Genomic DNA, 16,560 nt, shown 5'->3' with positions numbered 1-16,560 from the left:
GTCGTCAGTGTTCGGCGGGCCGGGGTTGCTCCGCCTGCGCGGGCAGTGTGCCCAGATCGTGGGTGTAGAGCCAGGTGGTGGCCCTTTCGTAGAAGTGCCCGAAGGCGATCGGCAGGACGAGGTCGCGGAGCCGGCGCACGAGCGGGCCGCTGGTCTTGGCGTCGCGGTTGGTGCGGGCCGCCTTGGCCATCTTCCCGATTCGGGCGCGCCGGAGCCGGTCGTACTCGGCAAGACCTTCCCGGTCGAGTCGGCCTCGGCGAGTGCCCGGGCCAGGACCACGGCGTCTTCGATGGCCATGGAGGCGCCCTGCCCCGCGCCGACCGGGTGGGCGGCGTCGCCGACGAGGACGACGCGTTCATCGTGCCAGATGGGGACTTCGGCCAGCGTGTGCATGAGCGTCGGACGGTGCAATTGCGCGGTCGCCCTGATGATCTCGAGCGGCTGCGGCTCGAACCGGTACAGCTCGGCGAGTCGGTCGAGCCACCGGTCGTCGCCGACATCTGTCGGTTTCGGTGGCCGGGGATCGGCAACCTGCGCGGACCACCACACGGTTCCGTCCGGAGCCGGGATGTGGAGAAAGGCGCCGCTGCGCGCGAAGACCATGTTGAACGTGCCGGTCTCGGCCGGGACGCCGTCGGCGAACTGCGCGCGGACACCGTCGCCCGCGGGCTCGGCGCCTACCAGTCGACGGCCCGTGACGATCCGTACACCGGCCTGCGTTGCGCACTTCCGCGGCACCTCGACCAGGGAACCGCGCATCAGCGCCGTGCTGAACGGCGGACCCCCCCGACAGCCGTCCGCGCGGAACTTCCGCGAGCAGCCTGCCCGTACTGGACCACATTCGCTGAGTGGGCACCGCGAAACCGGCCTGCTGCACCTGGTCCAGGCAACCGAGCGCCTCCAGCGCCCGCAGTCCGTTGGATGCCAGACTCAGAAATGAGCCCACCTGTCCTGCCGGATCGGAGTGTGTTTCGTAGAGGGTGACGTCGGAACCGATGCGGCGCAATGCGTTTGCAGTCGCGGTCCCGGCCACACCTCCGCCTGCGACGATGGCCTCCATGCTTCCTCCTGAACTGTCATTCACTGAATCAATGCTCAGTGAAAGTCTTCAGAGTGCGCGGGGAAGGGGTGTTCGTCAAGGGGTGCGGCTTGCTTGCCGGCCCGCCGGGCCGGGGCTTGACAGGGTGTCGTGACTCGGCTCATAGTAGTCGTACTAGACCGGTCAAATAGACCGAACTAGCCGGAGGGCGTCTTCACTCTCGTGCGGGTGTCTGCGGGTAGCCGACGGGCACTCCCGCCGGGTCAACATCACACCGAAAGGCTTCCACTCATGACTTCCAACTCGATCGGTGTCGCCGTCATCGGCGGCGGCATGGCCGGACGAGCGCACGCCGCCGGATATCGCATGGCGTCGACGCTGTTCGGAACCGACCGCCCCGACGTGCGTCTGGTCGCGATTGCCGACACCAACCAGGCCGTCGCCGACGACACCGCGAAGCGGTACGGGTACGAGCGGGCCGAGTACAGCTGGCAGGCCATTGCCGAATCGCCGGACATCGACGCCGTCAGCGTCGTCGTCGCCAACCAGCTGCATCGGGAGATCGTCGAAGGCCTCCTCGCTGCGGGGAAGCACGTGCTGTGCGAGAAGCCCCTGGCCGGGTCCATCGCGGACGCCGAGGCCATGGTCGCGGCCGCCGCGGACGCCGACACGATCGCGATGGTCGGGTACACCTACCGCCGGTCGCCGGCCATCCAGGCGATCCGCGACGAACTCGCGACGGGCCGCCTCGGCGACATCATCCACTTCAACGGGCACTACTGGTGCGACTACGGCCTCGACCCCGCCTCGCCGATCACCTGGCGGTACCGCGGCGGTCCCGGAACCGGTGCGCTGGCGGACGTCGGCAGCCACCTGCTCGACATGGCCGAATTCGTGTGCGGTCCGATCGTCGAGATCAGTGGCGCGACCTTCGCCACGGTGATCACGGAGCGTCCCGTGCCTGCCGGAGTCACCTACGGCCACACCAAGGCCGAGACCACCGGTGAGATGGCACCCGTCGAGAACGAGGACCTCGCGACGTTCACGGCGCGCTTCCAGAACGGCGCGGTCGGAACGTTCTCCGCTTCCCGTGTCGCGCACCAGCTTCCGGACGGGCTCGGTTTCGAGCTGTTCGGGACGTCCGGCTCCGCGGCGTTCGACCTGGCTCGCGCAGCGGAATTCTCGGTGTCGAGCGAGGGCCTCGACCGCACCGTGAACGGTCAGCGTCGGGTGATCATCGGACCGCAGCACCCGTACATCCAGGGCGGCCTGCCGATGGATGCCGGCGGCGTCGGCCACGGCAAGGCGGAGTTCTTCGCCTACCAGGCCCGTGCGTTCCTCGACCAGATCGCCGGCATCGACGTCCTCGGCCCGCTGCCGTCCTTCGCCCACGCCCTGCGCGGCATGCAGATCGTCACCGCCGTCGCGGAGTCCGCCCGCGCCGACGGAGCAGCAGTCAAGATCGGCTGAACAGCAAAACCCCTGAACCCCAACTGCTTCCCACCACGCAAGGAACCCTCATGAAACTCGGTGTGTACACCGCCGTCCTGCACGACCGCAGCCTGCGCGAGGCGCTGGAGACCATCGCGTCCCTCGGACTCGAAGGCGCGGAGATCAACGCGGGCGGCTTCCTGCCCACCCCGCACCTGCCCGTCAAGGAACTCCTCTCCGGTGAGGTGTCACCGCAGGAGTACCTGAAGGTCTTCGACGAGACCGGCGTCTCCATCGCCGGGCTGAACTGCAACGGCAACCCGCTGCACGCGGATCCCGAGGTGGGCCCCGAGGACGCCGAGGACCTGCGCAACGCCATCAAGGTCGCCGGCCTGCTCGGTGTGGACCGGGTGGTCACGATGTCCGGGCTGCCCGCCGCGCACGCCGGCGGCCAGTGGCCGGCATGGCACGTGAACACGTGGGACAGCGGCTACCTCGACTCCCTCGACTACCAGTGGGATCAGGTCGGGGTGCCGTTCTGGAAGGAGATCGACGCGCTCGCCCGTGAGAACGGTGTCAAGGTCGCGATCGAGATGCACCCGCAGAACCTGGTGTTCAACCCGCCGACCCTGAAGCGTCTGGTCGAGAAGACCGGTGCGACGAACGTCGGCGCCGAGATGGACCCGTCGCACCTGTTCTGGCAGGGCATCGATCCGGTCGCCGCGGTCGACTGGCTCGGCGACCTCGTCTTCCACGCCGCGGCGAAGGACACCCGGATCAACGAGAACTGCAAGATCTACGGTGTTCTCGACGACCGGTTCACCCGCATCCCGGCCGACCAGAACCCCACCGGACTCGGTGGCAAGCACGTCGTCAACAAGTGGCCCGAGGACTCGGCGTGGGACTTCGTCGCCGTCGGCCGCGGACACGACGTCGATTTCTGGTCCCGTTTCCTCGCTGCGCTGCAGCGGGTCGACCCCGACATGGCGGTCAACATCGAACACGAGGACGTCGAACTGGGACAGCTCGAGGGACTGCAGGTCGCGGCCCGCACCCTGAAGGACGCGGCTTCCGCCGTAGCCTCCCGCTAGACACCGGTGACGGCGGCCAGGCGGTCGAGGACCAGCCGCAGCGGCGGCCAGGTCGACCTTCCGCGGCGGGTCACGGCGTAGGCCGTCAGCACCACCTTCGGGTTGGTGAGCGGGCGGACCGTGACTTCCTTGCGCGTGGGACGGTCGGCGGGCAGCAGACCCACCCCGTAGCCGGCGGCGACGAGGTCCTCGACGAGGTCGAGGCTGTCGATCTGGTGGGCGATCTGCGGTGTGAATCCCGCGAGCGAGGCGAGGGTGCGGACGGCGTCCTCGTCGGCGGTGTTGCGGGAGTTCACGATCCAGGGTGAACCGGCGTAGGCGGCGACGTCTGCGGGTTCGTCGCCGGCGGGCGCGGGGACGCCGAGTCCCCAGGGAGTCGACCACAACGGGACGGCCTCGAGCGCGGTGCCCGGGGATGCCGGTGCCAGGTTGTAGTCGTAGGTCAGTGCGAGATCGAGTTCGTCGTCGGCGAGCAACGCGAACGCCTCGACCGGCTCGTACTCGCTGATCACCACGTCCACCTGGGTGTGGGTGCGGGCCAGTTCGGCGACGACCGGGAGCAGCGACACCCGGATGCCGGTCGCGAAACCCCCGACGCGCAGGGTGCCGACCGGCTCGGCGTGGGGGTCGAGGTCGAGCCGGGCGGCGTCGACGGCCGCGAGGATGGTGACGGCGTGGTCGGCCAGCCGGCGACCGGCCGGAGTGAGCCGCACCCGGCGGCCGGTCGGTTCGACGAGCTGCGCACCCGTCTCCTTCGCCAGTGCGGCGATCTGCTGGGAGACGGTCGAGGTGGTCAGCCGGTGTGTCTCGGCGACCTCGCGCATGGAGCCGAGGCGGGAGAGCTCGAGCAGGAGATGCAGGCGGCGGGTATCCACTCCCCAATTGTTCGCGATATCCGAACGGTTTGTCCATGAAAGTCACGTGGACGTGAACGGTCGAGGTGTCATTCAATGCAGGCATGACCAGGAACTCGACCCACGTCGGCGCGACGATGGCGCTGACCTCGATGCTGTGCGTACAGAGCGGACTCGCCATCTCCGTGGGCGTGTCCGAGCGCGTCGGCGCCGAGGGCGCCGCCTGGTTGCGCCTGGCGTGGGCGGGGGTATTGCTGGCCGTGATCGTGCGGCCTCGGCCGAAGGCGTTCACGCGTTCGTCCCTCGGCGCGTGTGTTCTGCTCGGAGTGGTCACGGCGGCGGTCACCCTGCTGTTCATGGCCGCGGTGGACCGGATCCCCTTGGGAACAGCCAGCGCGCTGGAGTTCCTCGGGCCCCTCGGTGTCGCTGTTCTGCACGGACGAGGTCGCCTGAAGTGGCCGGCGTTGGCGGCCGTGGGGGTGCTGCTGCTGACGCAACCCTGGGCCGGCGGCGTCGACCCGGTCGGAATCCTGTTCGCGCTGGGCGCGGCCGCGTGCTGGGCCCTCTACATCGTGCTCACCCAGCGCGTGGGCGACGAGGTGGCGGGTCTCAACGGGCTCGCGGTGTCCATGCCGGTCGCCGGGGTGGTCGCGACCGCGGTGGGAGGGCCGTCGATGCTCGGAAAGATGACGCCGGACCTGTTGATCATCGGGCTGGGTTTGGCGATACTGCTCCCGGTCGTGCCGTTCACGCTGGAGATGCTCGCCCTGCGCCGGCTGAACACCGCGGCGTTCGGGACGCTGATGAGTCTGGAACCGGCGTTCGCGTTGATCATCGGGCTCGTGGTGTTGCACCAGATTCCGGACCACGCTGCCGTCGCCGGTATCTGCTTCGTGGTCGCGGCGGGAGTCGGGGCGGCGCGGGCCGGGGCGCGCACGACGCCCGACCAGGGCGACGTCACGGAGTCTGCCGCACCGTTGTCCGCACCGACCTGATACCTTGAACGTCGTTCAAGTTTGCAGCAAGAGGAGTCGTCATGGCAGGTGTCGAGAGTGCTCGGGTGTCGAGGCTCGGTATTTCAGCGCGGGACATGGCGCAGATCGCGGTGTTCGCCGCGCTGATCGCGGCGCTGGGACTGCCCGGCGCCATCACGGTCGGCTTCAGCGGAGTGCCGATCACACTGCAGACGCTCGGCGTCATCCTCGCCGGCGCGGTGCTGGGCGCTCGCAAGGGCACAGCCGCCGTCGCGGTGTTCATCGCACTGACCCTCATCGGCCTGCCCCTGCTGTCCGGTGGCCGGACCGGACTGACCGCGCTCGCAGGCCCGAGCGCCGGATACCTCATCGGCTGGATTCCCGCGACGCTGGTCATCGGCCTCCTCACCGCTCGGATCCTGCCGAAGTACCCGATCGTTTTCGGTCTCCTGATCAACGCCCTCGGCGGGATCGTCGTCATCTACGTCTTCGGCACCGCCGGACTCCTGCTCCGCACCGATCTGGGTGTCGGCGCCGCCATCACCACCAACTTCGCCTTCATCCCCGGCGACCTGCTGAAGGTCGTCGTCGCGACCGTGGTCGCCAAGAGCGTGCATCGCGCGTACCCCGGCCTGATCCGTACGTGAGTTCCGAACTCGGCGGCTCCGGCGATCAGCCTGCTCTCGATTTCGAAGACCGCACCTACACGTACGCCGAACTCGACCGTGCCATCGACCGATGGATCCTCGAGCACGGCTCGGGTGCGTCAGCCTACGACGCGTCGACGTTGCCGGTCCCGGACGCCCTGATCTGTGTGTGCGCGGCGGCGCGGCAGGGGACGGCGGTGATCGTCGAGAACCCCGACGCGCGCCCGGACCGCACGGTGATTCCACCGTCCGCGTTTCTGCTGGTCGCGACGTCCGGCTCCACCGGCAGCCCGCGTCCGCTCGCGCGCACCGCGGCCTCCTGGTTCGACAGCTTCCCCGCCTTCACCGCGATCACCGGCATCGACGCGACCGACCACGTGCTGATCACCGGCCCGTTGCACGCCACGATGCATCTGTTCGGCGCCGTGCACGCGTTGTGGCGCGGCGCGTGCGTCACCGACGACCCGTCCCGCGCGACAGTCGTGCACGCCGTTCCCGCCGTTCTCCGTGAGGTCGTGGGGAAGGCCCCGAAGCTGCGCACGGCGATCGTCGCCGGGACCGCCCTGGACGACGGCGCCCGCGCGGTGGCGGAGGGCATCGAGATCGTCGAGTATTACGGCGCCGCGGAACTCTCCCTCGTCGCGGCACGCCGGGTGCCCGAACCGCTCCGGCTGCTGGACGGCGTCGACGCCGACATCCGCGACGGTCTGCTGTACGTCCGGTCGCCGTACAGCGTGATCGGAGTCCCGGAGTGGTTCGGCGTCGGTGACCTGGCCGAACTCGGAAATGATGGCGAGCTGACGGTGCGCGGCCGGGGCGAATCCGCGATCAACGTCGGCGGCACCACGGTGGTTGCCGAGGACGTCGAGCGCATCCTCGAGACGGTCGATGGTATCGCCGCGGCCGCCGTCGTCGGGTCGCCGCATTCGGTGCTCGGCGAGACCGTCACCGCCGTGGTGGAGCTAGACGGCGCCGCGGAGATCGGTGACGTCCGTTCCCGAGCACGCCGGATGCTGACGAAGGAAGCCCTGCCCCGCCGCTGGGTGCCGATCGAGTCGATGCCGCGGACCGCCAGTGGCAAGGTCGCCCGCGGCCGAGTGAGAGACTGGCTGGCATGAGCTCTGTCCCTGTTCTGGTGGCGCCGCGCCGGACGCCGATCGGCAATGCCGGGCACGGGTTCGCCGATCTGACCACCACCGATCTGGCCGCCCCGGTGTTGTGCGATGTCCTGACGTCGCTGCGGGAGTCGGGCCTCGACGCCGAGGTCGACGACGTCGTCCTCGGCAACTGTCTCGGGCCGGGCGGTGATCCCGCGCGGGTCGCGGCCCTGCAGGCGGGGATGGGCGTGGAGGTTCCCGGTGTCACCGTCGACCGGCAGTGCGGTTCCGGCCTCGACGCGGTGATGCAGGCCGCGCTCCGCGTGCGCAGCGGTGCCGACGAGCTGATTCTGGCCGGCGGCGTCGAATCGGCGAGCACGGCGCCGTGGCGGTTCTGGCCGCCGGTGTCGGGCGCCGATCCGGTGCGCTACACCCGCGCTCCCTTTGCGCCGCAAGACTTCCCCGACCCCGACATGGGAGCGGCCGCGGACGAACTCGCGCGGGTACGCGGTATCAGCCGTGAGCGGCAGGACGCGTACGCGGCGCGGTCGCACACGCTCGCCGCAGCCGCCGACTTCTCGTCGGAAATCGTGCCGATCGGTGACATCGCGCGGGACCAGCGCATTCGCGCAGGCATGACCGAGGCCAGGCTCGCGCGGCTGCGCCCCAGTTTCGGAGCGGGCGGAACGGCTACGGCGGGGAACTCCTGCGGCATCTCGGACGGCGCCGCCGTGCTGGCGGTGACGACGGAGTCGCTGTCCGCCGGACTGCCTGCGTTGCGAATCCTCGGCTCGGCCGTCGCGGGATCGGACCCGGCGCTGCCCGGTCTCGGACCGGTCCCCGCGATCCGCAAACTTCTGAAGAGAACCGGATACGACGTGGCGGATCTGGGCGTCGTCGAGATCACCGAGGCCTTCGCGTCGGTGGTCCTGGCGGTGTCGGACGAACTCGGCCTGGACGAATCCGTGATCTGCCCGCAGGGCGGCGCCATCGCCATGGGACACCCATGGGGAGCGTCGGGAGCGATCTTGCTGGTGCGCTTGGCAAGTCAGATGCTGCGCGAGGACGGACCCGCGCTCGGGCTCGCGGCCTGCGCCATCGGCGGCGGACAGGGCATCGCGATGCTCGTGGAGCGCGTGTCGTGAGTGAGATCGTCTTCGATTCGGTGACGCATGCCTTCGGGGACCGCCCGGTGCTCCGCGGCGTCGACCTGCGATTCTCCGAGCGTCGCGTCGGCATCATCGGATCCAACGGTTCCGGCAAGTCGACCCTGGCGCGCATGATCAACGGGTTGCTGAAGCCCACCTCCGGCACCGTCACGGTCGACGGTGTCGACGCCGCCAAAAAGGGCGCCCAGGTGCGCCGCAAGGTCGGGTTCGTGTTCACCGACCCAGACACCCAGATCGTCATGCCCACAGTGTCCGAGGACCTGGCGTTCTCGCTGCGCCGGTCCGGTCTGAGCAAGCCGGAGATCGCCGCCCGCGTCGAGGAGATCCTGGTGCGGTTCCGGCTCGACCAGCACGCCGATCACCCCGCGCACCTGCTGTCCGGTGGCCAGAAGCAGTTGCTCGCCATCGGTGCCGTCCTCATCCGCAGGCCCGAGGTGATCATCGCCGACGAGCCGACCACACTGCTGGATCTGCGGAACGCCCGCGTCGTCGCCGAAGCACTCGATTCGATGGACCAGCAGGTGATCGTCGTGACCCACCAACTGGCGCTGCTGGAGAGTTTCGAAAGGGTCATCGTCATCGACGACGGTCTCGTCGCATTCGACGGCAGCCCGGACGACGCCGTCCCCGCGTACCGGCAGTTGGTCGAATGATCGGCCTGTACCGCCCGGGCGACTCGCTCCTGCACAGGATGCCCGCCGGGCTGAAACTGTTGCTGTTGATCGCGTCGATCGTCACCGCCACCGTGTTCGTGCGTACCCCGCTCGAGGTCGGTCTCGTCATCCTGGTGGTGGGCCTGCTGTTCGCGGTGGCTGGCATTCCGTGGCGGGTCGCCGTGGCGCAGTTGCGTCCGGTGGTGTGGATGTTGTTGATCATCGCCGTGTTCCAGGTGCTGATCACCTCGCCCGCGCGCGCGATCGTCGTGTGCGGGGTGCTGCTGATCTCGGTGGCGCTCGCCGCGTTGGTCACGCTCACCACCAGGGTCACCGACATGCTCGACACGGTGTCGCGCGCACTCGGGCCCCTGCGGAGGTTCGGGGTCGACCCGGACCGGATCGGACTCCTGCTCGCGTTGGCGATCCGGTGTATCCCGCTGTTGACGGGAATCGTGCAGGAGGTGGCGCAGGCGCGGAAGGCGCGCGGGTTGCAATGGTCGATGACGGCGCTGGCCACACCGGTTCTGGTCCGCGCCCTCCGGACCGCGGATGCGATGGGCGACGCCCTCGTCGCACGGGGAGTGGACGATGACTGAGCTGCTCGCCGAGCGTGTCGCTCGACGGGCCGCCGAGAACCCGGAGACGACAGCGGTCGTGTCCACGCGCGAGACCGTCGACTACGGCCGGTTCTGGTCGCGGGTCACACGCACCGCCGCCGGGCTCGACGGCATGAACCGGGTCGCCGTGCTGCCGACGTCGGATGTCGGGTCGCTGGTCGTGGTGACGGCGGCGATGCACGCGGGAGTCAGTGTCGTGCTGCTGCATCGGCATCTCCTGCCCGCGCAACTGACGCGGGTGCTCGAGCTCGCGAAACCCGGCGCCGTGGTGGCCGCGTCACACCAGCACACCAGGCTACGGAGACTGGGATTCGACGGGACCGTCGAGATGGCGGACAGCCTCGAATCCGGCGGCGCCGCGGACCGGGCGCGTCCCGACGCCGAACTGCTGGTCGGCATCACGTCCGGCACCACCGGTGAGCCGAAGCTGTTCGTGCGCAACCAGCGATCGTGGGCCACGACCCTCGACCGCTCGGACGAGACGTTCGACATCGGCAGCGGCGACCGCGTGGCGGTGCCCGGAGTTCTCGACCACACCCATTTCCTGTACGGCGCGCTGCACGGGCTCACTCGCGGTGTGACGGTGGATCTGCGACCGGTCACGCACTCGCTGCGCGACGCGGCCACACATCTGTACTCGGTACCCACCATCGCCTGGGACGTGGTGCGGTCGGGGATCGGTCCGGTCGGCAGCGTCCGTGAGGTGCTGTCGTCGGCGGCCCGGTGGCCACGCACCGGGCGTGAGGCGTTGCAGGAGGTGCTGCCGAATGCGTCGCTCGTGCACTTCTACGGCGCATCCGAACTGAGCTTCGTGTCCTTCGACCGGGGTGTCGGCGCCGCCGACGAGCATGCGGCAGGCGAACTGTTCGACGGCGTCGACGCAGAGATTCGCGAGGGCCTCGTTCACGTGCGCAGCGACATGCTGTTCGACGGCTACCTCACCGAGGACGGCGTGGTGAACGGCCCCGCCGACGGGTGGATGACGGTGGGGGACCGAGGCCGGGTGGCGGGCAACAGCCTGCAGTTGTTCGGTCGCGACAGCGACACGGTGATCCGGGCGGGACTCAATGTGGAACCCGCGGCCATCGAGGCGGCGTTGACCGCACTCCCCGGGATCTCGGAGGCCGCGTGCATCGGAGTGCCCGACAGCCGGATGGGCGAGGCACCGGCCGCCGCGATCGTGATGGACGGCGACGGGCCGAGTTCCGGCGAGATCTGGCGGCATCTGCGCGCCACGTTACCCAGCCCGAGCATGCCGGTTGAGGTACTCGCGGTCGACAGCTTGCCACGCACGCCGCGCGGCAAGCTCGACCGTCAGGCGCTCGCCGCCACCCTGTCGGCGTCTCGGGACCGGAATCCCGCGTAACCCGTCAGATTTCGAGGCTCAGCAGGTGATAGCCCAGCGTCTTGCCGTGGCCGTCGAGTGCGGGTGAACCCGTGACGCCGCCGCCGAGGACGCCCGGCAACTCGAACACCATCGCCATCAGGTTCGGCTGGCAGGTGCGCCGGGCCGGGCCGGTGATCAGTCCAGGGTAGTGGGCGGCGACGACGTCCTCGGTCAGTCTCCGGGCGAGATGACGGTAGGCGGCGTCGTCCCGGGCCAGCACGGCGAGGATGAGCGTGTCCCCCTTGTCGCCGGCACGGACGTCGGCGAGGGTGTCGATCTTCTGAACCGTTGCGGGCGTGGTCATTTCGTCACCTCCGTGAGATGCACCCGGGTGGATGCGAGGTCGCGGGGGAGGGTGCACGAGCGGATCGCGAGTACCTCGGTCGCCGAGCGCCGGGCACCGCCGCCGCCGGCCGGTCCGTTGGTGTACAGACTTTCCACTTCCCAGCCGACGAGGTCGGCTTCCTCGCGGGTACGTGCGCGGGCGGTCACTCGCAGTCGAACCTCGCGGGCATCGGTGTCCGTGTCGAGGCCGCGGAAAGCCGCACCGGCGCCGATGTATTCGACGGAGACGGCGGCCTCGGTAAAACCGTGCACGTCCACGAGCCGTTCGGCGACGATGTCCGCGGCGAGCCGGGCGCGGGGGTAGGCACGCGGGCCCGCGTAGCTGATCTGCCCCTCACCGAGCCAGCCGCCGCGGAAGCCGAGGGTGACCTTCAGCTGCTGCGGCCGGGGGCGCCCCGTCGCACCGGTGATGGCGACCCGGTCGGGTCCGACGCTGGTGAACGACACGTTGCCGAAGTCCGCGGTGACGTCCGGCGTGAGATAGGCGGTGGGATCACCCACCTCGTACAGGAGTTGCTCGGCGCAGGTTCGTTCGGTGAGTATGCCGCCAGACCCGTCGAGTTTGCCGAATGTCGCCGATCCGTCGGCGAGGACGTCGGCGAACGGGAAGCCGAGATCGGCCATGCCCTTCACCGGTTTGGTGACGGGATCCGCGTAGTACCCGCCCGTGAGTTGTCCGGCGCACTCGAGCAAGTGCCCGATCGCGGTTGCGGCGCCGACGGTTTCGTGATCGGCCAGGTCCCATCCGAAATGGTGGGCGAGCGGGGCGACGTAGAGGGAAGGGTCGGCCAGACGCCCGGTGACGACGACGTCGGCGTCCAGTTCGAGCGCGGGGATCACGGCCTCCGCCCCGATGTACGCGTTCGCGGAGACGAGTTCCTCGTCGTGCTCCGCCAGGCGTTTCCCGGTTTCCCACACGACGGGGTCGTGGCGCAGCACCTGCTCGAGCACCGCGTCGCCCGTGATCGCAGCGATGCGCACCTGCCGGTCGGCGGACCGGGACGCGATGCCGGAGACCAGTTCGGCAGCGGCGAGAGGGTTCGCGGCACCGGCATTTGTGATCACCGTGGTCCCGGACGCGAGCGTGTGCGGGAGAACCGCGCGCATGCGTGCGGCGAGGAGCGGATCGTATCCTTCGTCCGGGTTCTCGAGGCGGCGCGCGTTTCCGGCGGCGACGGTGCGTTCGCCGAGGCATTCGAAGATCAGGTAGTCGAGGTCGGCGTGCCGGGCGAGTTTCTCGGCGGGGTCGATGCGATCCCCGGAGAACCCGGATCCGGCGCCGAGTCGCACGCTCCGCGAGGCTCTGTCGCGGGTGCTCGATGGTGTCACGGGCTCGAAGTCCTTTGCTTGTTCGACGGGTGGTGGGGTGGGCCGGCTGCGGTGATGTCGCGGACGATTACAACGAGAGGGCACCGGTGAGCAGCGCCACGACGGTCATCACGATGGTGGTCCCGAAGGCCCAGCCGAAGATGAACCGCTGGTGCTTGCCGAGGTCCACCTTGCTCAGTCCGATCAGGATGAACGTCGCGGCGGTCAGCGGGCTGAGCGGGAATCCGGTGGTCATCTGGCCGAGGATGGCGGCGCGGCCGATCTCCGCGGGGTCGCCTCCGAATGATGCCGTGGTTTCCGCGAGCACCGGGACGACGCCGAAGTAGTAGGCGTCCGGGGTGAAGACCAGACTGAGCGGCATCGACGTGACGGCGGTGATGACGGGGATCAGAGAGCCGGCGGACTGCGGGATCCAGGAGACGAAGGTCTGCGCCATCGCGGTGATCATCCCGGTGCCGTTGAGGATTCCGGTGAGCACGCCTGCCGCGAGGATCATCGCCACCACCATGGTGACGTTGCCGCCGTGCTTCGCGAACAGGGCCTGTTGGTCGTCCCACTTCGGGCGGTTGACGGCGAGCGCAAGTGCGAATGCGATGGCGAATGCCACCTCCAGCGGCACGAACTGGAACAGCAGGATCACGATCAGGACGAGCGTGAGCACGGTATTGAACGCCATCACCACCCGTTGGCGTCCGGTGCGCACCGGCGCGTCGGAGATGTGCGGCGTGCCGGGACCACCGCCGCCGGCAGATGCCAGTTCGGTCACGCCGAGCCGCTTACGTTCGGTGCGACCGATCATGTAGGCGGCGAACAGGACCCACAGGATCCCGGCGCCCATCGCGGGCAGGACCGGCGTGAAGATGTCGGCGCTGGTCAGGTCGAGCGCGGCCATGGCGCGGACGGTCGGGCCGCCCCACGGAATCATGTTCATCAGTCCCGCGGCCAGGCAGACGATGCCGGTGAGGACGACCGGGCGCATCCCGAGTTTCTGGTAGATGGGCAGCAACGCCGAGATGGTGATCAGGAAGGTCGAGGTTCCGTCGCCGTCGAGCGCGACGAGCAGGGTCAGTACCGCGGTTCCGACGGCGATCTTGGTGGGATTGCCACCTGCCCACCGGACGATCCGGCGGATCGCCGGGTCGAACAGTCCCACGTCGACCATCAGGCTGAAATACAGGACCGCGAAGGCGATCATGATGGCGACGGGCGCGACCTTCAGCAGACCGTCGCCCACCATCTCCCCGAGGTCGGGTGCCCATCCGCCCACGATCGCGAACGTGACGGGAACGAGGATCAGTGCGACGAGCACCGAGACCCGGCGGCTGAACGCCAGCGCCAGGAAACAAGCGATCGTGGCGAACCCGAGCGCGGCAACCATGTGACCTCCTTCGAAATGGAGTCTCAGTGTCGCGCGCCTCACATTTGCGCGTCAAATATCAATGGTTGATTGATTCATGAGTTCAACTCATGAATGAGGTGATGCAGCTCGGGCGGCGGGTACGCCAGCCCAACGCATGAATACCGGCCATACTGATGCGCATGAGCATCAATCTCGGGATCTCGCACCTGAGGAGCATCGTCGCGATCGCCGACTACGCGAGCTTCACCGCGGCGGCCCACGCACTCGACGTGTCTCAGTCCTCGCTGAGCCGCTCGGTCGCCGAGGCCGAGCGCAGACTCGACGTCACGCTGTTCGAACGCACCACTCGCCGTGTCGAGTTGACCACGCACGGGCACGAGATCATCGAGCATGCCCGGCGGATGCTCCACGATTTCGACGACGGACTCACGCAGATCGAACGATTCGTCACCGGCGACCGCGGAATCGTGACGGTGGCATGCCTGCCCTCACTCGCGGCCACGTTCCTTCCCCCCTATGTGGTGAGCTTCCGCGAGCAGCACCCCGACGTGCGCCTCCAGATCCGGGACGGACTACGTCAGGAGGTTCTCGACGCCGTGTACTCGGGCACGGTCGACCTCGCCCTGGTCACCACCTCGGGCATTCTGCCCGGACTGCAACAGGACGTCCTGACGAGCGACTCCTTCTATTGCGCTGTCGCGCCCACACATCCGTTCGCCGATCGGCCGGCGCTGAGGTGGTCGGATCTCGCCGGGCAGCCGTTCATCGCGTTCGGACCCGAGAGCAGTATCGCGGCGCCCGTCCGCCGGGCCGTCGAGGACGCACGCATCGAACTCGGTCCCGTCATGCAGGCGCAGAACATCGGCGCGGTAGCGGGATTGGCGGCGGCCGGGCTCGGCGTCACCGCGGTACCCGAACTCGTGCTTCCCATGATCTCGTTCGCCGGACTCGTCCACATACCCCTGCAGCCGACGGTCGAACGCACCATCTCCCTCGTTCAGGTCGCCGGCCGACCCCAGACGGCGAGCACCCGCGGTTTCGTGAACATGCTTCTCGCCGACCGAACTCCTGATCGAGGAGCCGATTCCGGCTAGAGTTCCGGCATGTCACCTTCTGGCGCAGATCATCATCGACTGAATTACGTGGAGTTGTCGGTCACGGACCTCGCGGACGCGGAAGCATTCTACCGCTCGGCATTCGGCTGGGAGTTCAATCCCTACGGCCCGCAGTACGCGGGGATCGTCGGTGCGGACGGTGAGGAAGTCGGCGGCCTGCTGCAGGTGCCGGAACGGAAGCCGGCAGGGGGACCGCTGGTGCTGCTGTACTCGGTGGACCTCGACGCGTCGGTGGATGCGGTGCGCGCGGCCGGTGGCATCGTGGTCAACGGCCCGTACGACTTTCCCGGCGGGCGCCGCTTCCACTTCACCGATCCGAGTGGCAACGAACTCGGTGTCTGGTCGGCGGCTTAGTATCCGGCAGCGAATCTAGTCGCGGTGTGCGACAGGGCCGGTGGTCGCGCGGCGGACGAGGTGCGGCGCGAGCACGAGGTCGACGGCCTTGTCGCCGGCGATCTGAGCCAGCGCTCCGTCGACGGCGGCCTCGGCCATGTGCGTCGCGTCCTGGGAGATCGTCGTCATCTGCACGTGCGGAATCCTCGCCAGGCGGGAGTCGTCGTAGCCCACGACGGAGATGTCCGCGGGCACGTCCCGGCCACGGCGGACCAGTAGGTCGAGCACGCCGGTGGCGCACCGGTCGTTGAAGGCGACGACGGCTGTCGGGGGAGTGGGCATCTCCAGAAGTGTGTGCATGCCTTCTGCGCCTTCGGTTTCCGTCGTACCGCCCGTCACGACCGTTGCCGAAGCCGACAGTCCGTGCCGGTCCATCGCGGCCAGGAATCCGGCCCGCCGGTCCGCACCGCCGGGAGCGTCGGCGCCGTCGATGTGCGCGATGTTCCGGTGCCCGAGTTCGGTGAGGTGGTCGACGGCCAGGGTGATGCCGGCGACGTCGTCGCCCCGCACGGCACCGACTCCGGGCAAGCCGCTCGCGCGCGCCACGACGAGGGCGGGCACGCGGTCGGCCAGCGCGCCGAGCTCATCGGTGTCGAACCGGGTGCCGAGGAGGATCGCGGCCTCGCAGCGCTCCCGCATGAGCGCCTGGACGGCGACCTTCTCGGCGCGACTCGGGGCGACCGCGCTGAGCATCACGTCATAGCCCCGGCGGGTGGCCGCCGCGTAGATCTGTTCGACGAGATCGCCGTGGAACGGCTGCTGCAGTTCGAACACGACTCCGAGCAACCGGGAACTGGCCTGGCGCAGTTTCTGTGCGCGACGGTCGGGAACGTAGCCCATCTCGTCGGCGATGTCGAGCACGCGCCTGCGGGTGGCCTCGCTGGCCCCGGGAACGCCGCGCATCACGATCGAGACTAGCGCTGTGGAGACTCCTGCTGCTCGCGCTACGTCGCCCATCGTCGGGCGGGCGCCGCCGGTCGATCCCGCCACCGGTTCGACCACGTGCACGGCTCCTGTCTTCCGGGCCCCGCGCTGCTGCGCTCGAGGCTGCTCTTG

17 protein-coding genes and 2 pseudogenes are annotated in these 16,560 nt (G+C 69.0%); 11 read left to right on the top strand and 8 right to left on the bottom strand.

Features of this window, described 5'->3' with window-relative positions:
* Nucleotides 1–4 precede the first annotated feature (4 nt).
* The 3 genes and pseudogenes from JVH1_RS10050 to JVH1_RS10040 form a co-directional block, all read right to left on the bottom strand.
* On the bottom strand, nucleotides 5–190 hold the full coding sequence (locus JVH1_RS10050; RefSeq protein WP_009478282.1) for a hypothetical protein: 186 nt from the start codon (nucleotides 188–190) through the stop codon (nucleotides 5–7).
* A gap of 119 nt (nucleotides 191–309) precedes the next feature.
* Nucleotides 310–603: pseudogene (locus JVH1_RS10045) on the bottom strand (salicylate 1-monooxygenase); the annotation flags it as partial.
* A 385-nt stretch (nucleotides 604–988) separates the two neighbouring features.
* A pseudogene (locus tag JVH1_RS10040) lies at nucleotides 989–1,060 on the bottom strand (hypothetical protein); the annotation flags it as partial.
* Between the two features lie 270 nt (nucleotides 1,061–1,330).
* On the opposite strand from JVH1_RS10040, the gene JVH1_RS10035 reads away from it, so the two are divergent.
* The gene (locus tag JVH1_RS10035) at nucleotides 1,331–2,509 is read left to right on the top strand and encodes a Gfo/Idh/MocA family protein (RefSeq protein ID WP_009478284.1); all 1,179 of its coding nucleotides are present in this window, start codon (nucleotides 1,331–1,333) and stop codon (nucleotides 2,507–2,509) included.
* Nucleotides 2,510–2,559: 50 nt separating this feature from the next.
* A complete protein-coding gene (locus JVH1_RS10030) occupies nucleotides 2,560–3,561 on the top strand; it encodes a sugar phosphate isomerase/epimerase (RefSeq protein WP_009478285.1) in 1,002 nt (333 codons plus the stop codon).
* Here the strand turns inward: JVH1_RS10030 and JVH1_RS10025 are convergent.
* Nucleotides 3,558–4,436: a LysR family transcriptional regulator gene (locus JVH1_RS10025; RefSeq protein ID WP_009478286.1), complete on the bottom strand. Its 879-nt coding sequence runs from the start codon at nucleotides 4,434–4,436 to the stop codon at nucleotides 3,558–3,560. The two genes, JVH1_RS10030 and JVH1_RS10025, sit on opposite strands and share 4 nt — an antisense overlap.
* A gap of 83 nt (nucleotides 4,437–4,519) precedes the next feature.
* Between JVH1_RS10025 and JVH1_RS10020 the strand changes: the two genes are divergently transcribed.
* The 7 genes from JVH1_RS10020 to JVH1_RS09990 are packed head-to-tail and all read left to right on the top strand — an operon-like array spanning nucleotide 4,520 to nucleotide 10,941.
* A complete protein-coding gene (locus JVH1_RS10020; RefSeq protein ID WP_083849824.1) occupies nucleotides 4,520–5,410 on the top strand; it encodes a DMT family transporter in 891 nt (296 codons plus the stop codon).
* A gap of 41 nt (nucleotides 5,411–5,451) precedes the next feature.
* Nucleotides 5,452–6,036: a biotin transporter BioY gene (locus tag JVH1_RS10015; RefSeq protein WP_009478288.1), complete on the top strand. Its 585-nt coding sequence runs from the start codon at nucleotides 5,452–5,454 to the stop codon at nucleotides 6,034–6,036.
* On the top strand, nucleotides 6,033–7,154 hold the full coding sequence (locus tag JVH1_RS10010; RefSeq protein ID WP_009478289.1) for a class I adenylate-forming enzyme family protein: 1,122 nt from the start codon (nucleotides 6,033–6,035) through the stop codon (nucleotides 7,152–7,154). The genes JVH1_RS10015 and JVH1_RS10010 overlap by 4 nt, the downstream gene beginning before the upstream one ends.
* Nucleotides 7,151–8,278 carry a thiolase family protein gene (locus JVH1_RS10005; RefSeq protein WP_009478290.1) on the top strand — a complete coding sequence of 376 codons (1,128 nt, stop codon included), beginning with the start codon at nucleotides 7,151–7,153 and terminating at the stop codon, nucleotides 8,276–8,278. Before JVH1_RS10010 ends, JVH1_RS10005 begins: the two co-directional genes overlap by 4 nt.
* Nucleotides 8,275–8,955, top strand: coding sequence for an energy-coupling factor ABC transporter ATP-binding protein (locus JVH1_RS10000; RefSeq protein WP_009478291.1), 681 nt, complete (start codon nucleotides 8,275–8,277; stop codon nucleotides 8,953–8,955). Before JVH1_RS10005 ends, JVH1_RS10000 begins: the two co-directional genes overlap by 4 nt.
* Nucleotides 8,952–9,554, top strand: coding sequence for an energy-coupling factor transporter transmembrane protein EcfT (locus JVH1_RS09995; RefSeq protein ID WP_009478292.1), 603 nt, complete (start codon nucleotides 8,952–8,954; stop codon nucleotides 9,552–9,554). Before JVH1_RS10000 ends, JVH1_RS09995 begins: the two co-directional genes overlap by 4 nt.
* Nucleotides 9,547–10,941 carry an AMP-binding protein gene (locus JVH1_RS09990; RefSeq protein ID WP_009478293.1) on the top strand — a complete coding sequence of 465 codons (1,395 nt, stop codon included), beginning with the start codon at nucleotides 9,547–9,549 and terminating at the stop codon, nucleotides 10,939–10,941. Before JVH1_RS09995 ends, JVH1_RS09990 begins: the two co-directional genes overlap by 8 nt.
* 4 nt (nucleotides 10,942–10,945) lie before the next feature.
* Here the strand turns inward: JVH1_RS09990 and JVH1_RS09985 are convergent, their stop codons facing one another.
* The 3 genes from JVH1_RS09985 to JVH1_RS09975 all read right to left on the bottom strand — a co-directional run bounded on the left by JVH1_RS09985 (nucleotide 10,946) and on the right by JVH1_RS09975 (nucleotide 14,014).
* Nucleotides 10,946–11,266, bottom strand: coding sequence for a hypothetical protein (locus JVH1_RS09985; protein ID WP_009478294.1), 321 nt, complete (start codon nucleotides 11,264–11,266; stop codon nucleotides 10,946–10,948).
* The gene (locus tag JVH1_RS09980; protein WP_009478295.1) at nucleotides 11,263–12,636 is read right to left on the bottom strand and encodes an acyclic terpene utilization AtuA family protein; all 1,374 of its coding nucleotides are present in this window, start codon (nucleotides 12,634–12,636) and stop codon (nucleotides 11,263–11,265) included. Before JVH1_RS09980 ends, JVH1_RS09985 begins: the two co-directional genes overlap by 4 nt.
* Nucleotides 12,637–12,703: 67 nt before the next feature.
* Nucleotides 12,704–14,014, bottom strand: coding sequence for a CitMHS family transporter (locus JVH1_RS09975; RefSeq protein WP_009478296.1), 1,311 nt, complete (start codon nucleotides 14,012–14,014; stop codon nucleotides 12,704–12,706).
* A 155-nt stretch (nucleotides 14,015–14,169) separates the two neighbouring features.
* Between JVH1_RS09975 and JVH1_RS09970 the strand changes: the two genes are divergently transcribed.
* Nucleotides 14,170–15,090, top strand: coding sequence for a LysR family transcriptional regulator (locus JVH1_RS09970; RefSeq protein WP_011597463.1), 921 nt, complete (start codon nucleotides 14,170–14,172; stop codon nucleotides 15,088–15,090).
* A 9-nt stretch (nucleotides 15,091–15,099) separates the two neighbouring features.
* On the top strand, nucleotides 15,100–15,465 hold the full coding sequence (locus JVH1_RS09965) for a VOC family protein (RefSeq protein ID WP_011597464.1): 366 nt from the start codon (nucleotides 15,100–15,102) through the stop codon (nucleotides 15,463–15,465).
* A gap of 15 nt (nucleotides 15,466–15,480) precedes the next feature.
* Here JVH1_RS09965 and JVH1_RS09960 read toward each other — a convergent pair whose 3' ends face one another.
* Complete coding sequence (locus tag JVH1_RS09960; RefSeq protein WP_009478299.1) at nucleotides 15,481–16,506, bottom strand: LacI family DNA-binding transcriptional regulator; 1,026 nt, start codon at nucleotides 16,504–16,506, stop codon at nucleotides 15,481–15,483.
* Nucleotides 16,507–16,560: the final 54 nt, after the last annotated feature.

Origin of the sequence: Rhodococcus sp. JVH1 (genome assembly GCF_000280725.2) — a bacterium.
GTDB lineage: Bacteria > Actinomycetota > Actinomycetes > Mycobacteriales > Mycobacteriaceae > Rhodococcus_F > Rhodococcus_F jostii_A.
Note: the sequence above shows the minus strand (reverse complement) of the source record. Positions and strands in the feature narration are given on the sequence as shown.

Bases quoted from the DNA above. Each gene is read 5' to 3' on its own strand.
- JVH1_RS09975 (WP_009478296.1), bottom strand. From the start codon at position 14,014: ATGGTTGCCGCGCTCGGGTTCGCCACGATCGCTTGTTTCCTGGCGCTG.
- JVH1_RS10030 (WP_009478285.1), top strand. From the start codon at position 2,560: ATGAAACTCGGTGTGTACACCGCCGTCCTGCACGACCGCAGCCTGCGC.
- JVH1_RS10020 (WP_083849824.1), top strand. From the start codon at position 4,520: ATGACCAGGAACTCGACCCACGTCGGCGCGACGATGGCGCTGACCTCG.
- JVH1_RS09965 (WP_011597464.1), top strand. From the start codon at position 15,100: ATGTCACCTTCTGGCGCAGATCATCATCGACTGAATTACGTGGAGTTG.
- JVH1_RS09985 (WP_009478294.1), bottom strand. From the start codon at position 11,266: ATGACCACGCCCGCAACGGTTCAGAAGATCGACACCCTCGCCGACGTC.
- JVH1_RS09990 (WP_009478293.1), top strand. From the start codon at position 9,547: ATGACTGAGCTGCTCGCCGAGCGTGTCGCTCGACGGGCCGCCGAGAAC.
- JVH1_RS10015 (WP_009478288.1), top strand. From the start codon at position 5,452: ATGGCAGGTGTCGAGAGTGCTCGGGTGTCGAGGCTCGGTATTTCAGCG.
- JVH1_RS10005 (WP_009478290.1), top strand. From the start codon at position 7,151: ATGAGCTCTGTCCCTGTTCTGGTGGCGCCGCGCCGGACGCCGATCGGC.
- JVH1_RS09995 (WP_009478292.1), top strand. From the start codon at position 8,952: ATGATCGGCCTGTACCGCCCGGGCGACTCGCTCCTGCACAGGATGCCC.
- JVH1_RS09970 (WP_011597463.1), top strand. From the start codon at position 14,170: ATGCGCATGAGCATCAATCTCGGGATCTCGCACCTGAGGAGCATCGTC.
- JVH1_RS10050 (WP_009478282.1), bottom strand. From the start codon at position 190: ATGGCCAAGGCGGCCCGCACCAACCGCGACGCCAAGACCAGCGGCCCG.
- JVH1_RS10035 (WP_009478284.1), top strand. From the start codon at position 1,331: ATGACTTCCAACTCGATCGGTGTCGCCGTCATCGGCGGCGGCATGGCC.